Here is a 17,090-nt window from a genome sequence, read left to right on the forward strand (position 1 = left end):
GATCGTCGTCAGGCTGTTGCCGGCACCGCCTTCACAGGCCAATCGCGCAGCTTGCCCGGGTTCAGCAGCCCCAGCGGATCGAAGCGCTTCTTCACCTCGATGACCTCGGGCGGCAGCGGCCCACCGGCCTTGCCGTCTTCCACGATGTTCACGTGCGGGTTGTTGATGTGCACGTTGTGGGCGCGGTGAATGTCGATGATTTCCGAGAGCCTTTCTTCGGTGCTGAAGCGCACCAGCTGAAGCCCGCTGCAGGTCATGAGCCCCGCCACGTTGCGGATGAACTCGATGTGCATCATCACCTCGCCGCCGAGCAGTTTTTCCATCTCGATGATCTGCTCGACGTGCCGGCCCGGAATGAAGCCGCTCTGCAGGTAAGTCAGCGTCGGGTCGACCTTCAGCGCATGCAGCGTGGTGTGGTTCCAGGTGAACTCCATCAGCGTGCGGTTGCTCTTCTGCACTTCGGCCGCCGTCTTGCGGTAGCTCACGGTGCCGCCGTGCGCTTCGGCCAGCTGCAGCATGGCCGGCTCGCAATATTCGGCCACCAGCGACAGCACCGTGTGGCAGTCCTTGGGCAGGTGCGCCGCGAGCTGTGCCAGATGATCGGAGATGGGCGCGGCAAAAAAAGCGATCTCCCGCTTCACGATGCCGGGTGCATTCGCGAGCTTGTCGGCGAAGTGAAGTGCGTCTTCAAACTTGTCGAAGGTCGCCAGCGTTTCGAGCCAGGGATGCGATGGCGCGAGCGCCACCTCGATTTCGAGCACCAGCCCGTTGGTGCCCCACAGGTGGTGCATGCGCATGGCCTCGGCGCCCCGCAGTTCGACCACCTGTGGCTCCGCCTCGATGGTCATCGCGCGAATGCCGAGCACGTTGCCGGGCGCACCGAGCGGTCCGTAGTTGATGGAGCCCACGCCGCCGAAGCCGCCGCCGAACAGGCCCCCGAGCGTGGCGCTGCGGTAGGTGGAGGGCAGGCAGCGCATCTCCTGGCCCGAAGGTTTGGTCTGCTTCTCGAGCTCGCCCAGGCGAATGCCGGCCTGCGCGCGCGCTACACCTAGCTTTGCCCAAAGAAAGGCGTTGTAGCCCGTCATGTCGAGCACCACGCCGCCCGCGAGCGGCGTGGTCTGGCCGTAGTTGCCGGTGCCGCTGCCGCGAAGGGTGATCGGCACATTGCGCCGTGCGCAGGCGCCGACCACCGCGCGAATCTCGTCCTCGGTGCGCGGACGCACGACCACGTCGGCACGCTTGTCTTTCAGCTGGCGGGTCAGTACCGGGCTGAACCATGAGAAGTCTTGCGACAGCCGCGTCACGCGGCTTTCGTCGGTGATCCAGTCGAGCTCGGGCAGTTCGAGCAGGAGTTGCTCTATGGCGGAAATGGATGCGTTCATGGTCAAGGTTTCAATCCTGGGAAAGTTCACTCGCGTGCCACGAGCCCAGCGCCAGCTTGGTGAGCCAGGCCATCAGCACGAAAAGCGCAACGCCGGTCAGCGAGATGAGCAGCAGGGCCGCGAACATGCGCGGAATGTTTAGCTGAAAGCCGGCCTGGAGAATCTGGTAGGCCAGCCCCGCGCCCGAGCCGCCCGTGCCGGCGACGAATTCCGCCACCACGGCACCGATCAGCGCCAAGCCGCTCGAGATGCGCAGCCCGCCGAAAAAGTAGGGCAGCGCGCTCGGAATGCGCAGCCGCACCAGCTGCTGCCAACGTGTGGCTCGGTTGAGCTTGAAGTAGCTCTGCAGGTCGGGGTCGATGCTGCGCAACCCGAGCGTCGTGTTGCTGATGATCGGGAACAGCGCCACCAGCGCGGCGCACACCGTCATCGCCGCCACCGGGTTCTTCACCCAGATGATGATGAGCGGCGCCACCGCCACGATGGGCGTCACCTGCAGCAGCACTGCATACGGAAAGAGCGCGGTCTCGATGCGCTTGCTCTGCACGAAGAGAAACGAGATCAGCACGCCCGCCACCGTGGCCAGCGCGAACGACAGCAACGTGATCTTGAGCGTGACGAGCAGCGCATTGCCGAGCGGCGCCCAGTCGGTAACGAGCGTCTGCACCATCAGGATGGGCGAGGGCACCAGGTACGGCGGCAGCTCCATCGCCACCACCATCCATTGCCACAGCGCCACCAGCACCACGCCGATGAGCACCGGGTAGAGCACACGCTGTACGCGCGGTTGATTCAGAAGGGGCGTGCTCTTCTTCATTGCGCATGCTCCTCGTCGCCTTGGCTCGCACGCAGCAGGCTGTCCTGCAGGCGCTTGGCATGGCGCGCGAATTCGGGCGTCACCATGAAGTCGGGCGTGCGCGGATAGGGCTCGTCGATGTGGAACTGCTCCACCACCCGGCCCGGCCGCGCGGCCATCATCACCACGCGGGTCGAGAGAAACACCGCCTCGTGGATCGAGTGCGTCACGAAGATCACCGTGAGCTTCTTCTTGTGCCACAGGTCGAGCAGGTCGGCATCGAGTTTGTGGCGGGTGATCTCGTCGAGCGCGCCGAAGGGCTCGTCCATCAGCAGCAGGTCAGGCTGCGTCACGAGGCCGCGTGCAATCGACACGCGCATCTGCATGCCGCCCGAGAGCGCACGCGGCAGCGCATCGGCAAACTTCTCCAGGCCCACCAGCGCAAGCGACTCCATCACGCGCGCGTCGGCCTCCTTGCGCGGCACGCCGGCCAGGTCGAGCGGCAACCGCACGTTGGTCTTGACGCTGGCCCAAGGCATCAGCGTGGCCGACTGGAACACGAACGACAGCTTGTGCGGGCAGCTGTGGATCTCCGCCACAGGCTTGCGCCACACGAGCAGGCGTCCGTCGCTGGGCTCGAGCATGCCCGCGATCATTTTCAGCAGCGTGCTCTTGCCGCAGCCCGAAGGCCCGAGCAGCGTGACGAATTCGCCTTCGGCGATCGACAGGTCCACCGGCAGCAACGCCTGCGTACCGTTGGGATAAGTCTTCTCGGCCGAGAGAACTTCCACCGCGGGCACGGCAGGCACCGCGGGCGGCGCAAGGGTGTGGGGTTCGATGCGGTTCATGGCGCAAGACTCAAGGCAGTACCTTCGCGTCCTTCACGAACTCGGTGGTGTAGGTCTTCGCGAGCTCCACCTTGGCCGGGTCGATCAGCTTGGCGCTCACGAGAAAGTCGTAGCTCGCCTTGGAACGTGCGTCGGTGATCACGCCGATGCCGAGCTTGGCCGCGTCGCCGCCGGTGATCATGCCCATCTCCTTGAGCTTGGCGACGCTGTAGGCCAGCTGGTCGTCGGTCATGTTGGGGTTGTCCTTCTTGATCAGCGCGTTGGCGGGCGCCGGGTCGGCGAGGTAGCTCTTCCAGCCCTCGGCCGAGGCTTTCACGAAAGCCGCCACCTGCTTGCTGCGGTCCTTCACGGTCTTTTCCATGCACGACACCGTGGTGGCGTACGCCGGAAAGCCGTGGTCGCTGAACATCAGCACGGTGCTCTTCACGCCGGCTTTCTGGATGGCATAGGGCTCCGAGGTCAGGTAGCCCTGCTGCGCGGTGTTCTTGTCGGCCACAAACGGCTGGATGTTGAACGTGTAGGGGCGCGTCTGTTCGTCGGTCAGGCCGAACTTCGCCTTCAGCCAGGGCCAATAGCCGCGGTTGGCTTGCGCGCCGATCAGCAGCGTCTTGCCCTTCAGGTCCTCGAACTTCTTGACGTCGTCGTGCGCGATCAGAACCTGCGGGTCTTTCTGGAAGAAGGCCGCGACATTGACCACCGGCACGCCGCCTTCGCGCACCTGCATCATCTGGATGTCGCTCGAGCCCATGATGCAGTCGGCCTGGCCCGCGGCCATCATCTGCGTGATGTTGACCTGCGGTCCGCCCATCTTGATGGTCACGTCGAGCCCGTGTTTCTTGTAGATGCCTTGAGCCACCGCCTGGTAGAAGCCGCCGTGCTCGGCTTGTGCGTACCAGTTGGTCATGTAGGTGAACTTGTCCTGCGCCGGCGCGGCGGCGGAGAACAGTGCGAGCGCGGCGGCGCCGGCCATGGAAAGAGCGAAGGAACGCATGGTGGGAACCTCTCGAGGCTGGTGGAAGAACAGTTGAAGAAGAAAGAAAAGCCGGTGAACCGATGCAAGTAGCGCGCCTCAGGCGGGCTCGAACGATTGCTGGATGAAGCCCTGCTGGTGGCCGCGCTCCCACGTCGGCTCTTCGCGCACGACCCAGCGCAGCGCGTGCAGCTCGGTCAGTGCCTGCACCCAGCTGTCGGAGAGCGTGTCCAGGATCTCTTCGCCCTGTTCGCGGGTGGCACTGGTCGGGTCGCCGATCACGCCGCTCGGGCCGAAGTCGCGCGCGGTCCATGCGCAGGCCGGCCGGCCGTCGGCCGACAGCAGCTTGATCGGGAACGGCGGCGGAAAGTTGGCAGCCGCGCGCTCCATGTGCACCGTGTCGGGCGCCAGTGCGAGCATCAGCGCGGTCTCGGAATGGCCGGCATGCATAGAGAGGCGCTTTTCCTGCTCGCTGATCTGCTTGCTCGATGCGTTCGGCAGGCGCGACACGCCATGCGGCACCACCACGAAGTCGCCATGGCGCAGGCGCAGTTCACGCGCCGCCATCTCCAGCACCTGCGGCTGGCCGCCGTGGCCGTTGGCGAAAAGCAGCTTGCGAAAGCCGGCCCGGTAGACCGATTCGCCGATTTCCGTCACGGTCGAAAGCAGTGTGGTGCCGGTGAGCGTCATGGTGCCCGGAAAGTGCAGGTGCTCTTCCGACTTGCCATAGGTGATGGTCGGCAGCGCGAAGGCGCGCACTTCGGGCGGCAGTTTTTCGAGCGCCTTCCCCATCACGCCCGAGGCGATCACGCTGTCGACCGAGCACGGCAGGTGCGGGCCGTGCTGCTCGATGGCGCCGCAGGGCAGCACGATGACCGTGTTCTCGCGGTCGGGCAGTGCGGCGATTTCTGTCCAGCTCAGGTAGGGCAAAAAGCGATGGGGTGGTATGTAGCCGTGGAGCATGGGAGGTCCTTGTTCGTTAGCGGGGATAAAAAGGCGTCGCGTCGCCGTGCGTCACGCGGCCGTCGCGCAGCACCACGCGGGTCGCACCGCGCGAAGGCCAGCCGTGGCGGTCGGCCTGGGTGAACAGCACCAGGTCGGCGTTGGCGCCGACGAGCGTCGGTGCCGACGTGGCGGACCCACGCTGGAGCCAGTCGCCGCGGCACAGCGCCTGTGACCAGTTGTCGAAAGGTTCGTCGAGCTGCGCCACCAAGGCTGCCGTGCCCAGTGCCTCGACGGGGTCGAAGCTGCCGAGCCGGCAGAACGGGTCTTGCACGTTGTCGCTTGCGAACAGCAGCGGAATGCCGCGCTCGCGCGCTTCCTTTACCAGCGTGATGCCGCGCATGCGCGGCGTGCGGCCCGTCACTGCGTCCTGCAGCAGCAGGTTGGTGGCGGGCAGCGACACCACGGTAATCGGCGCGCGCGCCACCGCGTCGAGCGTGGCAAAGGCCTGGGCTTCCGGCTGCGCGGCCAACGCACAGATATGGCCGCACACCACGCGGCCTTCGAAGCCGATCTCTCGCAGGATGCGGGCGGCGGTCTGCAAGCCGACCGCCGCCGGATTCAGTTCTTCGTCGACATGAAGGTCGACGTCCAGGTCGCAGGCCTGCGCCGACACCAGCAGGTTGCGCAGCGCGCGTTCGCTCCAGTTGGTGGAGTGCACGAAGCCGCCGAGCACGGCCTGCGGACCCGTGCCCTTTACCTGCTGCGCGAGCCGCATCGCCTGTGCCGCATCTTCGAACAGCGGCAGCTTGATGAGGCTGACCTGCTCCAGCCGCACCTTGCCTACCCATTCCTGCGCCAGTTCGGCCATCACCGGCCAGGCCAGCGGCACCGCATCGGGCTCCCACCAGTCGACATGCGTGCGCACATGCGTGGTGCCGCATTCCCACGCCCACTGCAGGCCGCGAGAGGCGCGCTCGCGCACGTCGCCGGCGCTCCAGTGCACGCGGTCGTTCAGCATCGCGTCAATGGCGCCGAGCAGCCCCGGCTGCACCTGTTTCATGCGCGGCAGGGTGAATGCCTTGTCGAGGTGCGTGTGTGCATCGACAAAACCGGGGAGCACCAGCGTGCCGGCGAGGTCCCAGTTCCCGGGATGAGGCTCCCCGCTACCGGAGGCAGGCCGCACCGATTGCACGCGGCCGGCTTCGAGCGCAACGCGCGCCAGCACCGGCACGCCACCCTGCTGCGGCCAATCGGCGGACAGCAGCCAGCGCGGCAGGCGCGCGTTGTCGAGAAAAGCGGGCGCCATCATGCGAAGCGCGCCATTGCGGTGCCTACCCGCGCCATGAAGCGCTTGAGCTGGGGCTCGGTCGCCACGTTCATGTGATAGTGGGCGTGGTAGTCCACCCTGGCGCGCCGGCCTGTGAGCCGCAGCATGTAGCGCGTGACGATCTTGCGCGGCGGATCGCCCATGTACCAGGCCATCCAGCGCGGGCGGCCATAGGTGACCACAGCACTGATGCGCTTGATGTGCGTGAGCATCGGCTTCACGTTGGCCGGGTCGCTGATGTCGAAGGCCACGCCGGGCATGAAGAGCCGGTCGAAGTAGCCCTTCAGCATCGCCGGCAGGCCGAAGCACCAGGTCGGAAAGCAGAAAACGATGCCCTCGGCCCACTGCAGGCGCTCCACATAGGGCTTGAGTGGCAGCTGGTTGCCCGGCACATCGTGGTAGCCGAGCCGCTCCTCGCGAGAAAGCACCGGGTTGAAGCCTTCCGCGTACAGGTCGCAGTCGTCCACCTCGTGCCCGGCCGCGCGCAGGTTCTTCAGCACCTCCTGGTGCAGGGCCGCATGGAAGCTGGTTTCGACCGGGTGGCAGTAGACGACGAGCACGCGCATGGTGTTTGACCGCTTAATCAGAGCAAGTGGTCAGGTTATGCAAGCGGCGTGCCAATCCGGATGCACCGGAGTGGGGAGGCGGGAGCCTTGCCCGCGGCTCAGAGGTTGGCGGTTACGCCGCCTTCCCCCGCCAGAGCCGCACGCCCAGCCCCGCCGCGGCCGTGCCGGTCGCCAGCCAGGTCACACCCGTCCAGCCCCACTGCGCGAGCGCCAGCGCACCCAGCGCCGAGCCGGCCGCCATGCCGATGAACATGCTGGTGAACAGCACCGCGTTGAGCCGGCTGCGCGCACCGGGCTCGATGCCGTAGACGATGGTCTGGTGCGCAATCAGCGCCGCCTGCATGCCCAGGTCGAAGCCGATTGCGGCAAGCGCCAGCAGCCAGAGTTGCGCATGCGGCGGCAGCAGCGGCGCGAATCCCATGGCCGCGAACGACACCACCACCAGCCCTGCGCCGAGCCGCGTCACCAGTTCCGGGCCGCGGCGATCAGCCAGCCGTCCGGCCAGCGGCGCCGCCAGAGCGCCCGCGGCGCCAGCCAGGCCGAAGGCACCCGCTGCGGCGCTGCCCAGGTGGAACGGCTCCCCGTGCAGCATGACCGCCAGCGTCGACCAGAAGGCGCTGAAGCCCACTGCCAGCAGTGCCTGTGCCAGCGCAGCGCGGCGCAGGGCCCCGTGGCGCGACCACAGCGTGCCCAGCGATCCGAGCAGCGCGCCATACGCCAGGTGCGTGGTGGGCCTGAAGCGCGGCAGGCCGCGCCAGGCGGCCGCGCCGATGAACGCGATGCTCGCCGCCGCCGCAATGAACATGGCGCGCCAGCCGAAGTGCTCGGCCACGAAGCCGCTCACCACGCGCGACAGCAGGATGCCGAGCAGCAGCCCTGTCATCACCGTGCCCACGGTTTTGCCCCGCGAGGCTTCGGGCGCCAGCGTGGCGGCGGCGGGAACGATGTCTTGTGCCATCGTCGCCGCGAGGCCGATGGCCAGGCTGGCCGCGAGCAGCATGCCGATCGACGGCGCGGCCCCGGCCACCAGCAGCGCGGCGCACAGCGCGGCCGCCTTGGCCAGCACGATGCGGCGCCGGTCGTAGCGGTCGCCCAGCGGTGCCAGCAGCAGGATGCCCAGCGCGTAGCCCAACTGCGTGAGCGTGGGAATGAACCCTACCGACCGCGCGGAGGCGCCGATGTCCGCGCCCAGCACGCCGAGCATCGGCTGGGCGTAGTAGAGCGAGGCCACGGACAGCCCGGCGCCTGTGGCGAGCAGCAGCACCAGCGAGGCCGGCAGGTCGCGTGCCGCCGGAGCAGCGGCTGCCGGTGCATGCGTTTGTTGAATGGAAGACATGGCGTTAACCCTTGAATACTGAGCGAGGGTTGAAATGTGCGCCTCTGAGGCGCGACTTGGTAGCCCTGGAGATCGCACAATGTCTATACGCCACACGCATAAAGACAAGCCATGTCGACCTCTCCCCCCGCCGCCGACCGCATCGAGCTGATGCAGACCTTCATTCACATCGTCGAGGCCGGCAGCCTCTCGGCCGCCGCCCAGCAGATGGGCGCCACTCAGCCCACGGTGAGCCGGCGGCTGCAGACGCTGGAGCGCTCGCTGGGTGTGCGGCTGCTGCGCCGTTCCACCCACGCCATGAAGCTCACGGAAGACGGTGAGCGCTGCTACGAGCGAGCGAGGGAACTGATCGCCGACTGGCACGCCTTCGAGGCTGACCTCCGCGGGGTGGGCGACGAGCCCGAAGGCACGCTGCGCGTGGTGGCGCCGCATGCGCTGGGGCAACTGCTGCTGGTGGGGCCCCTGGCCGACTACCTTCGCGCATACCCGCGGGTTTCAGTCGAATGGCTGCTGAACGACCGCCGGCCCGACTTCATTGCCGAAGGCGTCGACTGCGCCATTCAGGTGGGCGAAGTGACGGACACCATGGCGGTGGCCATCAAGCTTTCGGAAGTGCCGCGCGTGGTGGTCGCCGCCCCCACGGTGCTGGCTGGACGCACGCCGCCCACGCATGCATCGCAACTGGCCGAACTGCCGTGGATCGCGCTGCGCACGTTCTATCGCAACGAGGTGGTGCTCACCCACAGTCCGTCCGGCGAAGTTGTGCACGTGCCCATCCGGCCGCGCATGAGCACCGACAGCCTCTATGCGCTGCAAAGCGCGGCGCGCATGGGCTTGGGAGCCTGCATGGGCTCGGCCTGGCTCTTGAAAGACGACATCGCCACGGGGCGCATGGTGCAGCTTGTGCCGCAGTGGCATGTGGCGGCGCTACCCGTCTATTTGATCTATCCGCATGCGCGCTTCCAGCCGGCGCGGCTGCGCCGCTTCATCGAGATGATGCGGCTCGCGCTGGCCGACCCGACAGGTCGCGCCTGGGAAGCCGGCGCGTCGTGAGCGGCGCCGTTAACGGCGCGGCAAACGCTAGGCCTTGATGCCGCAGCCGCCCAGCACAAAAGCCACCAGCTCCCGCGCAATCGGCTCGCGGTCGATCGGCGCGTCCGGCGGCAGGCCGAGCATCACGCGCGTCTGTATCGCGTAGTCGGCATAGCTCTGGGTCATGGCCCAGATGTGCATCAGCAGCAGGCGCGCGTCGAGCGGGCGCATCTGTCCGCGCGCAATCCAGCCGTTGATCACGTCGACCTTCTTCTGCGTCCACGCCCGGGCGTTGGGCCAGTAGCGGTCGAGGTTGCGGCCGCCGTCCAGCACCTCGCGCGTGAAGATGCGCGAGATCTCGGGGTTGTCGAAGGCGTGGTCGAGCTTCTTGCGGATGTAGTCGCCCAGCACCGTGGCCGGGTCGCTTGCGTCCTCGAACGAGAACACCACCTTCCACGCATGCAGCACCTGCATCAGCAGCTCTTCGTAGAGCTCTTCCTTGCCGGCGATGTAGTAGTGCAGCTGGGGCTTGGTCAGGCCGGCGCGCGCGGCAATGGCCTGGGTGGATGTGCCCTTGAGCCCATGCAGGCTGAACTCGGTCACGGCAGCGGTGCGGATGGCCGCCATGATGCGCTCGCGCCCCGGCCGCGCGCGCGACAGCGGGCCGTCGGGGGCGGGCATTTCCTGGGCGGTGGTCGGGGGAAGGGCGGCGGGATCGGCGTTCATTGGCATGTGTTTGCGGCGGTGCGCCCCGGCGATGGTAATCCTTGGCGCATGGCCGCATGCCATGCCGGCATGGAAGCGAAGAGCATGCGGGCACGGTTCATGTATCTTCTCGCCGCTTCCAGAAATTCATTCAAGACAAAGGAGTTCTTTCATGTACCTTTCCCCTCGTTTCAGGGCCTTCGCGGCCGGCGCCGCGTTGCTTGCGGCCAGCGCGCTCGCGCAAGCCCAGCAGGCATTGCCCAATGTGGTGATCCTGGCCACCGGCGGCACCATTGCGGGGGCCGGCGCCTCGGCGGTGAACAGCGCCACCTACGCGGCCGCCAAGGTCGGCGTCGACAAGCTGATTGCCGGCCTGCCCGAACTCTCGAAAATCGCCAATGTGCGCGGCGAGCAGGTGTTCCAGGTCGCTTCCGAGAGCCTGACCAACGACAACCTGCTGACGCTCGCCAAGCGCGTTTCGGCACTGTCCAAGCAGGCCGACGTGGACGGCATCGTCATCACCCATGGCACCGACACGCTGGAGGAAACCGCTTATTTCCTCACGCTGACCGTGCGCACCAACAAGCCGATCGTCGTGGTCGGCTCGATGCGTCCGGGCACGGCGCTCTCGGCCGACGGCGCGCTCAACCTGTATGACGCAGTGAGCGTGGCAGGCAGCAAGGATGCCGCGGGCAAGGGCGTGCTGGTGACGATGAACGACAACATCGACAGCGGTCGCGACGTGAGCAAGAACGTCAACATCAAGACCAGCGCCTTCTCCAGCCAATGGGGCCCGCTGGGCATGGTGGTCGAGGGCAAGAACTACTGGTTCCGTGCACCCGTCAAGCGCCACACCATGAACTCGGAGTTCGACATCGACAGCATCAACACGCTGCCGGCGGTCGAGATTGCGATGGGCTACGAGGGTGTTTCTTCCATCGCCATCGACGCGTTCGCCAAGAGCGGCGTCAAGGCGATCGTCCACGGCGGCACGGGCAACGGCTCGGTGGCCAACCGCATCGTGCCCAACCTGCAGAAAGCACGCACCGACGGCGCCATCATCATCCGCAGCTCGCGCGTGGCCGACGGCTTCGTGATCCGCAATGCCGAGCAGCCCGACGACAAGTACGACTGGGTGGTGGCGCACGACCTGCGCCCGCAGAAGGCCCGCATCCTGGCGATGGTGGCCCTTACCAAGACCAGCGACACGAAAGAACTGCAGCGCATCTTCTGGGAGTATTGATCCCGTTCAGCGCGCGGCACGCCGCTTGCGGTGCCGCGCGTATTCGAGGCTGCTCACGCATACGAGCAGCCAGGCCAGGCCGGTCAGCAGGCCGGCCACCACGTCGCTTGCAAAATGCACCTGCAGAAAGACGCGGCTGCAAGCAATGGTGACGACGGCGGCGGCCGCGGCCATGGCCGCCGGCACATGCCAGCGCGCCGGCAGCAGGCGCAGCGCCAAATACATCAGCATACCGTAGCTCACGATCGCGCCCGCGCTGTGGCCGCTCGGAAAGCTGAAGCTCGTTTCCAGCGCCAGCCCATGGTCGTGCAGCGGCCGTGCCCGCGCGAAGATGCGCTTGAGCGCGGGGTTCAGCAGCACGATGCCGCCGAGCGCCATCACCCAGCCCAGCGCAAGCCCGCGGTGCGCGTTGCGCCACAGCACTAGGGCCAGCACCACGCACACCGGCGCCAGCAGTTCGGCGTCGCCCAGATGCGTGAGCCAGCTGAAAACCACGAGGGCCGCCCACGGCACATGCTCGCCGATCGCGTCGGCCAGCGCCTGGTCGGCCAGGCCGAGCAAGCGCCCGTCGCCCAGCATCGATGCGATGTAGGCCACCAGGCTCGCCGCCGCGAGAATCAGCACAAAACCCAGTGCCAGCCCGACAGCCACGCGCGGCTCGTCAGGCTCGTCGCTCGACGAAATCCTGGCGCGGCGGCGCTGCAGCAGCTGGCAGGCGATGCCGGTGCCCAGCACCGACACCGCGAAAACACACAGGAACCAGGCAAGGGCATGTTCGCCCAGCTGGCGGGCAAGGAGAACGAGGGCGGGAGCTTCCATTGGCATGCGGGGCACCCTAAGGGAGCACCGCGCCGCTGGCAAGCCGAAGCCGCAATACTTTGCCGCACACAAAGGCCTTGTGAACCGCCGAATGGTCCCACCGCTCGACTTGGCAAACGCGGGTACCACCAATGTTTTCCATGCGCAGCACGTTCACCGAATTGGGATGCCCCGCCCGCACGCGCGACGACACGGCCGTGCCGGCCTGCACCGCCCACGTCGTGCGCGGGCAACCCGCATAGGCGTCGTGCAGCGAGCGCACAAAGGGCAGGTGAATGTGGCCGCCCAGGATCAGGTCGGCGCCGGCGGCGCACCAGCGGGCCACGGCCGTTTCGCGGCCGTGCAGCCGGTTGTGCATGTCTTCCTGGCGCGTGACCATCACCGGCTGGTGCGTCACCACCACGCGCAATTGCGAAGGCAATGCCGCAGCCAGCCGGGCTTCGACCCGTTCGACCTGTGCGGGCGAAACCTCGCCGTCCTCGTGCCGGTACCAGCGCGTGGTGTTGACCGCAACCACCAGCCATTCGGCGGATTCGAACACCGGCTCCAGGTCGGTGCCGAAGGCTTCGGTGTACCTTTCATAAGGCGAGAACAGCCGCGCCGCCAGGTGAAAGAGCGGAATGTCGTGGTTGCCGGGAATGGCTACCAACGCCGGCGGCGCGAGCCGGTCGATAAAGGCGCGGGCCGCCGCAAACTGCGCGCGCGTGGCCCGCTGGGTAATGTCGCCGGAGAGCACCACCGCCTGCGGCGACAGGGAGTGCGCAAGCCGCTCGAGCGCCTCCATCACCTCGGGCTGCTCGGTGCCGAAATGCGTGTCTGAAATCTGAAGCAGGCAGCTGTTCATTGCTTGGCGGCCTCCAGCTCGGGCGCGGAATCGGGCCGCACCAGCCACAGCGGCTCGGGCGACACCCGAAACAGCAGCGGCATCTCGGTCCAGGCGATCTCGCCGTCGGTGGCCACCTTCACGCGGCGGGGCGAATGCAGCCGGCCGGTCTTTACCGTCATCGACTCGAACGGAAAACTCAGCACCTCGTCTGCGCTCCCAAGGCGGCCCAGCGCGCCGCGCACCAGCAGCCCGGGCATCGCCAGCACGCCGGTCGGCTTCAGCACCACGGCGGCCAGCTGCCCGTTTTCGGGGGCGTCGGCGTGCTCGATGCCGACCTGCAGCAACTGCAAGGGGTTGTTGCCGACAAAAAGCGTCGGCGTGCGAATGTCGCGCTCCTGTCCGCGCCAGGCCATGCGCAGATTCCAGAGCCGGTGGCCGCGCATCACGGTCAGAAGCCCGGCGAAAAAAGCGATCCAGCGGCTGCGGCCGTAGCGCGCCTTGTAGCTTTCGCGCTCTTCCAGCAGCTCGGCATACAACCCCATGCTGGCATTGACCAGGAACACGCGGTCGTTCACCAGCCCAACCTGCGCCGGTTGCGGCTGCGCGGTCAGCAGCACCTGCAGCGCCTCGGCCGTATCGCCCGGAATGCCATGGGCTCGGCTGAAGTAGTTGAAGGTGCCCTGTGGCAGCACCCCAAAGGCCAGCCCGCTGCCGAGCGTGGCCTGCGCCACGGTGTTGATCGTGCCGTCGCCGCCCGCGGCCACCACCACGCCGCCGACAGCGCGGGCCCGCTCCACCGCCTCGCGCGCCAGCGCCTGCACCGTGGTGCGCCCATCCACAAGAAAGATGCGGTGCTTGCGGCCGGCCGCGGCGCAGCCTTCCTCGATGACCCGGCGGGTTTCGGCAGTGTCCGCGTTGCCCGAGCCGGCATTGAGAACGATGAACAAAGGGGAATTCGGACCGATTTGGGGCGGCAGCATGTCGGTGGAAGCAAGGGGAAAGGACACCCGGCGGGTGAAAAAAGACCGGCAAAAGACCGATAAAAGGCGATTGCATGCAACCGGCCTGCCTTTGTCGCACGGGCCAGGCCGCCGCGCCGGCAGCCGGCATGCCGGCTTGCTGTGGGAGAGTTGCCCTCCGACCGTAAAATCGTCCGCTTTCGCGGCGCATTGCCGCGCTACCGTCCAAATGTCCGGCCTGCGCCGGCCAGCTTCATGTTGACCTTCCAGCAAATCATTCTCAAACTGCAGTCGTACTGGGCCGACAAGGGCTGCGCGCTGCTGCAACCGTACGACATGGAAGTGGGCGCGGGCACCTCGCACACTGCCACCTTCCTGCGGGCCCTCGGCCCCGAACCCTGGAAGGCCGCCTACGTGCAGCCCAGCCGCCGCCCCAAGGACGGCCGCTACGGCGAGAACCCCAACCGCCTGCAGCACTACTACCAGTACCAGGTGGTGCTCAAGCCGGCGCCCAGCAACATCCTCGAGCTCTACCTCGGCAGCCTCGAAGCCCTGGGTTTCGACCTGAAGAAGAACGACATCCGCTTTGTGGAAGACGACTGGGAGAACCCCACGCTCGGCGCCTGGGGCCTGGGCTGGGAGGTGTGGCTCAACGGCATGGAGGTGACGCAGTTCACCTACTTCCAGCAGGTGGGCGGCATCGACTGCAAGCCCATCACCGGCGAAATCACCTACGGCCTGGAGCGCCTGGCCATGTACCTGCAGGGCGTGGACAACGTCTACAACCTCACGTGGACCGAAGGCCTGAGCTACGGCGACGTGTACAAGCAGAACGAGGTCGAGCAGTCGACCTACAACTTCGAGCACAGCGATGCCGAGTTCCTGTTCACCGCCTTCAATGCGCATGAAAAGCAGGCAAAGCACCTCATGACGGAGCAGCTCGCGCTGCCGGCCTACGAGCAGGTGCTCAAGGCCGCGCACAGTTTCAATTTGCTCGACGCGCGCGGCGCCATCAGCGTGACGGAGCGCGCGGCCTACATTGGCCGCATCCGCAACCTTGCGCGCAGCGTGGCGCAGAGCTACTACGAGAGCCGCGAGCGGCTCGGTTTCCCGATGGCGCCGCGCGAGTGGGTTGCACAAATCACGAAGAAAGCGGCTTGAGCGATGACGAGCGTGCAAAAGAATCTGTTGGTCGAACTCTTCGTTGAAGAGCTGCCTCCCAAGGCGTTGAAGAAACTCGGCGATGCCTTCGCCAACGGCCTGCGCGACCAGCTCGTGGCCCAGGGGCTCGCCGAGCCCGCCTCGGTGCTCACCGCCTACGCCTCGCCGCGCCGCCTGGCTGCGCACCTCACGCACGTGGCCGAGCGCGCCGCCGACAAGGCCGTGTCGCAAAAGCTCATGCCCGTGGCCGTGGGGCTCGATGCCGCGGGCCAGCCCACGCCCGCGCTGCTCAAGCGGCTGGCCGCCCTTGGCGCCGATGCCTCGGCCGTGCCCGGCCTGAAGCGTGCGATGGACGGCAAGGCCGAAGCCCTCTTCTACGAAAGCACCGCCAAGGGCGCGACGCTGACCGAAGGCCTGCAGAAGGCGCTGGCCGAATCCATCGCCAAGCTGCCGATCCCCAAGGTGATGAGCTACCAGCTCGAAAGCGGCTGCGAGCTGCCCGGCTGGAGCAGCGTGAGCTTCGTGCGCCCGGCCCATGGCTTGGTGGCGCTGCACGGCGACGCCGTGGTGCCCGTCGAGGCGCTGGGCCTGCATGCCGGCCGCGAGACCCATGGCCACCGCTTCGAGGCGGCGGTCGACCCTGTGGTGCTGCGCGATGCCAACAGCTACGCGCTGCAGATGCAGGACGACGGCGCGGTCATCGCGAGCTTCGAAGCCCGCCGCACCGAAATTGCGCGCCAGCTTGCGGCCGCGGCCGTGCGGGTGGGCGGCGGCACGGTGCCTATTCATGACGATGCGCTGCTCGATGAAGTCACGGCGCTGGTCGAGCGCCCCAACGTGCTGGTCTGCAGCTTCGAGCGCGAATTTCTCGAAGTGCCGCAGGAATGCCTCATCCTCACGATGAAGGCCAACCAGAAGTACTTTCCGCTGCTCGACGCATCGAACAAGCTCACCAACAAGTTCTTGGTGGTCAGCAACATCAGCCCCGAGGACGCGAGCGCGGTGGTTGGCGGCAACGAGCGCGTGGTGCGCCCGCGCCTGGCCGACGCCAAGTTCTTCTTCGACCAGGACCGCAAGAAATCGCTGGCCTCGCGCGTCGAATCGCTCGGCAAGGTGGTCTATCACAACAAGCTGGGCACGCAGGGCGAGCGCGTGCAGCGCGTGATGCGTATTGCGCGCGGCATTGCGGCGCAACTGGGGCAGCCGGGGCAACCCGCGGATGCCACGCTCACCGCGCACGCGGTGCAAGCGGCGCAGCTTGCCAAGGCCGATCTCGTGACCGACATGGTCGGCGAGTTCCCCGAGCTGCAGGGCACCATGGGCCGCTACTACGCCCTGCACGACGGCTTGTCCGCCGAAGTGGCCGATGCCATCGAAGACCATTACAAGCCGCGCTTTGCGGGCGACGAACTGCCGCGCAACACCGTCGGCCTGGTGGTTGCGCTGGCCGACAAGCTCGAGACGCTGGTCGGCATGTTCGGCATCGGCAACCTGCCCACCGGCGACCGCGATCCATTCGCGCTGCGCCGCCATGCGCTCGGCGCGATCCGCATGCTGATCGAGAAAGACCTGCCGCTGGGGCTCGACGCGCTGCTGCAGGACGCCGCCGCGCAGTTCAAGGACATCGACGGCTTCGACAGCGGCAAGGCCACCGTCGAACTGCAGGACTTCATTCTCGACCGCCTGGCCGGCAGCCTGCGCGAGCAGGGCGCCAGTGCGCAAGAGGTCGACGCCGTGCTGGCGCCGCGACCGCAGCGCCTGGGCGAAGTGCCCAAGCTGCTGGCGGCAGTGCGCGCCTTTGCCGCCTTGCCCGCCGCCGCCGCGCTGGCAGCTGCCAACAAGCGCATAGGCAACATCCTCAAGAAGGCGCCCGAGGCCGACGCGCACGTCAGCGAACTTCTGCTGCAGGAGCCCGCCGAGAAGGCGCTGCACGCCGCCATGGCCGAAGTGGTGCCCGCGGCCAATGCGCAGTTCGATGCCGGCGACTACACCGCGTCGTTGCAGACCCTGGCTGCGCTGCGCGAGCCGGTCGATGCCTTCTTCGACGGCGTGATGGTCAATGCCGAGCAGGCCGACCTGCGCCTCAACCGGCTGGGCTTGCTGATGTCGTTGCACGCCGCGATGAACCGCGTGGCGCAACTCGAACGGTTGGCAGTCTGAAGCGAAGCAGCACGG

At 67.1% G+C, this 17,090-nt stretch carries 16 protein-coding genes; 4 read left to right on the forward strand and 12 right to left on the reverse strand.

Features of this window, described 5'->3' with window-relative positions; translation table 11 throughout:
* Nucleotides 1-8: 8 nt before the first annotated feature.
* From V9K97_RS23375 to V9K97_RS23410, 8 genes are all read right to left on the reverse strand, one after another.
* Nucleotides 9-1,382 (reverse strand): FAD-binding oxidoreductase, encoded by a 1,374-nt coding sequence (locus tag V9K97_RS23375; protein ID WP_337321016.1) that lies wholly within the window; start codon nucleotides 1,380-1,382, stop codon nucleotides 9-11.
* 10 nt (nucleotides 1,383-1,392) lie between these two features.
* A complete protein-coding gene (locus V9K97_RS23380) occupies nucleotides 1,393-2,199 on the reverse strand; it encodes an ABC transporter permease (protein WP_281146824.1) in 807 nt (268 codons plus the stop codon).
* On the reverse strand, nucleotides 2,196-3,026 hold the full coding sequence (locus V9K97_RS23385) for an ABC transporter ATP-binding protein (RefSeq protein WP_337321018.1): 831 nt from the start codon (nucleotides 3,024-3,026) through the stop codon (nucleotides 2,196-2,198). Before V9K97_RS23385 ends, V9K97_RS23380 begins: the two co-directional genes overlap by 4 nt.
* 10 nt (nucleotides 3,027-3,036) lie before the next feature.
* Nucleotides 3,037-4,017, reverse strand: a complete 981-nt coding sequence (locus V9K97_RS23390) for an ABC transporter substrate-binding protein (protein WP_258502530.1) — start codon at nucleotides 4,015-4,017, stop codon at nucleotides 3,037-3,039.
* 78 nt (nucleotides 4,018-4,095) lie between these two features.
* Nucleotides 4,096-4,959 (reverse strand): creatininase family protein, encoded by an 864-nt coding sequence (locus tag V9K97_RS23395; protein ID WP_337298807.1) that lies wholly within the window; start codon nucleotides 4,957-4,959, stop codon nucleotides 4,096-4,098.
* Nucleotides 4,960-4,975: 16 nt separating this feature from the next.
* Entirely contained in the window at nucleotides 4,976-6,250 is a 1,275-nt protein-coding gene (locus tag V9K97_RS23400) for an amidohydrolase family protein (RefSeq protein WP_337321020.1), read from the reverse strand.
* Nucleotides 6,247-6,834, reverse strand: coding sequence for an NAD(P)H-dependent oxidoreductase (locus V9K97_RS23405; RefSeq protein WP_337321022.1), 588 nt, complete (start codon nucleotides 6,832-6,834; stop codon nucleotides 6,247-6,249). The genes V9K97_RS23400 and V9K97_RS23405 overlap by 4 nt, the downstream gene beginning before the upstream one ends.
* 112 nt (nucleotides 6,835-6,946) lie before the next feature.
* Nucleotides 6,947-8,170 (reverse strand): MFS transporter, encoded by a 1,224-nt coding sequence (locus V9K97_RS23410; protein WP_337321024.1) that lies wholly within the window; start codon nucleotides 8,168-8,170, stop codon nucleotides 6,947-6,949.
* Nucleotides 8,171-8,281: 111 nt separating this feature from the next.
* Between V9K97_RS23410 and V9K97_RS23415 the strand changes: the two genes are divergently transcribed.
* Nucleotides 8,282-9,223 (forward strand): LysR family transcriptional regulator, encoded by a 942-nt coding sequence (locus V9K97_RS23415; RefSeq protein ID WP_337321026.1) that lies wholly within the window; start codon nucleotides 8,282-8,284, stop codon nucleotides 9,221-9,223.
* A gap of 27 nt (nucleotides 9,224-9,250) precedes the next feature.
* Here the strand turns inward: V9K97_RS23415 and V9K97_RS23420 are convergent, their stop codons facing one another.
* Nucleotides 9,251-9,928: a TetR family transcriptional regulator C-terminal domain-containing protein gene (locus V9K97_RS23420; RefSeq protein WP_337298803.1), complete on the reverse strand. Its 678-nt coding sequence runs from the start codon at nucleotides 9,926-9,928 to the stop codon at nucleotides 9,251-9,253.
* Nucleotides 9,929-10,079: 151 nt separating this feature from the next.
* Here V9K97_RS23420 and V9K97_RS23425 point away from each other — a divergent pair, with 151 nt between their 5' ends.
* On the forward strand, nucleotides 10,080-11,150 hold the full coding sequence (locus V9K97_RS23425; RefSeq protein WP_337321028.1) for an asparaginase: 1,071 nt from the start codon (nucleotides 10,080-10,082) through the stop codon (nucleotides 11,148-11,150).
* Between the two features lie 6 nt (nucleotides 11,151-11,156).
* Here V9K97_RS23425 and V9K97_RS23430 read toward each other — a convergent pair whose 3' ends face one another.
* Genes V9K97_RS23430 through V9K97_RS23440 form a run of 3 tightly spaced genes read right to left on the reverse strand, consistent with a single transcriptional unit; the run spans nucleotide 11,157 to nucleotide 13,775 of the window.
* Nucleotides 11,157-11,975 (reverse strand): phosphatase PAP2 family protein, encoded by an 819-nt coding sequence (locus V9K97_RS23430; RefSeq protein WP_337321030.1) that lies wholly within the window; start codon nucleotides 11,973-11,975, stop codon nucleotides 11,157-11,159.
* Between the two features lie 10 nt (nucleotides 11,976-11,985).
* The gene (locus tag V9K97_RS23435; RefSeq protein WP_258502521.1) at nucleotides 11,986-12,813 is read right to left on the reverse strand and encodes a metallophosphoesterase family protein; all 828 of its coding nucleotides are present in this window, start codon (nucleotides 12,811-12,813) and stop codon (nucleotides 11,986-11,988) included.
* Nucleotides 12,810-13,775: a diacylglycerol/lipid kinase family protein gene (locus V9K97_RS23440; RefSeq protein WP_337321032.1), complete on the reverse strand. Its 966-nt coding sequence runs from the start codon at nucleotides 13,773-13,775 to the stop codon at nucleotides 12,810-12,812. Before V9K97_RS23440 ends, V9K97_RS23435 begins: the two co-directional genes overlap by 4 nt.
* Before the next feature lie 234 nt (nucleotides 13,776-14,009).
* Here V9K97_RS23440 and glyQ point away from each other — a divergent pair, with 234 nt between their 5' ends.
* Complete coding sequence (gene glyQ, locus V9K97_RS23445; RefSeq protein WP_055808465.1) at nucleotides 14,010-14,915, forward strand: glycine--tRNA ligase subunit alpha; 906 nt, start codon at nucleotides 14,010-14,012, stop codon at nucleotides 14,913-14,915.
* A 3-nt stretch (nucleotides 14,916-14,918) separates the two neighbouring features.
* On the forward strand, nucleotides 14,919-17,075 hold the full coding sequence (glyS, locus tag V9K97_RS23450; RefSeq protein WP_337321034.1) for a glycine--tRNA ligase subunit beta: 2,157 nt from the start codon (nucleotides 14,919-14,921) through the stop codon (nucleotides 17,073-17,075).
* Nucleotides 17,076-17,090: the final 15 nt, after the last annotated feature.

Origin of the sequence: Variovorax sp. CCNWLW186 (genome assembly GCF_037203865.1) — a bacterium.
Lineage (GTDB): Bacteria > Pseudomonadota > Gammaproteobacteria > Burkholderiales > Burkholderiaceae_C > Variovorax.

Bases quoted from the DNA above. Each gene is read 5' to 3' on its own strand.
- V9K97_RS23375 (WP_337321016.1), bottom strand. From the start codon at position 1,382: ATGAACGCATCCATTTCCGCCATAGAGCAACTCCTGCTCGAACTGCCC.
- V9K97_RS23380 (WP_281146824.1), bottom strand. From the start codon at position 2,199: ATGAAGAAGAGCACGCCCCTTCTGAATCAACCGCGCGTACAGCGTGTG.
- V9K97_RS23385 (WP_337321018.1), bottom strand. From the start codon at position 3,026: ATGAACCGCATCGAACCCCACACCCTTGCGCCGCCCGCGGTGCCTGCC.
- V9K97_RS23390 (WP_258502530.1), bottom strand. From the start codon at position 4,017: ATGCGTTCCTTCGCTCTTTCCATGGCCGGCGCCGCCGCGCTCGCACTG.
- V9K97_RS23395 (WP_337298807.1), bottom strand. From the start codon at position 4,959: ATGCTCCACGGCTACATACCACCCCATCGCTTTTTGCCCTACCTGAGC.
- V9K97_RS23400 (WP_337321020.1), bottom strand. From the start codon at position 6,250: ATGATGGCGCCCGCTTTTCTCGACAACGCGCGCCTGCCGCGCTGGCTG.
- V9K97_RS23405 (WP_337321022.1), bottom strand. From the start codon at position 6,834: ATGCGCGTGCTCGTCGTCTACTGCCACCCGGTCGAAACCAGCTTCCAT.
- V9K97_RS23410 (WP_337321024.1), bottom strand. From the start codon at position 8,170: ATGTCTTCCATTCAACAAACGCATGCACCGGCAGCCGCTGCTCCGGCG.
- V9K97_RS23415 (WP_337321026.1), top strand. From the start codon at position 8,282: ATGTCGACCTCTCCCCCCGCCGCCGACCGCATCGAGCTGATGCAGACC.
- V9K97_RS23420 (WP_337298803.1), bottom strand. From the start codon at position 9,928: ATGAACGCCGATCCCGCCGCCCTTCCCCCGACCACCGCCCAGGAAATG.
- V9K97_RS23425 (WP_337321028.1), top strand. From the start codon at position 10,080: ATGTACCTTTCCCCTCGTTTCAGGGCCTTCGCGGCCGGCGCCGCGTTG.
- V9K97_RS23430 (WP_337321030.1), bottom strand. From the start codon at position 11,975: ATGCCAATGGAAGCTCCCGCCCTCGTTCTCCTTGCCCGCCAGCTGGGC.
- V9K97_RS23435 (WP_258502521.1), bottom strand. From the start codon at position 12,813: ATGAACAGCTGCCTGCTTCAGATTTCAGACACGCATTTCGGCACCGAG.
- V9K97_RS23440 (WP_337321032.1), bottom strand. From the start codon at position 13,775: ATGCTGCCGCCCCAAATCGGTCCGAATTCCCCTTTGTTCATCGTTCTC.
- glyQ (WP_055808465.1), top strand. From the start codon at position 14,010: ATGTTGACCTTCCAGCAAATCATTCTCAAACTGCAGTCGTACTGGGCC.
- glyS (WP_337321034.1), top strand. From the start codon at position 14,919: ATGACGAGCGTGCAAAAGAATCTGTTGGTCGAACTCTTCGTTGAAGAG.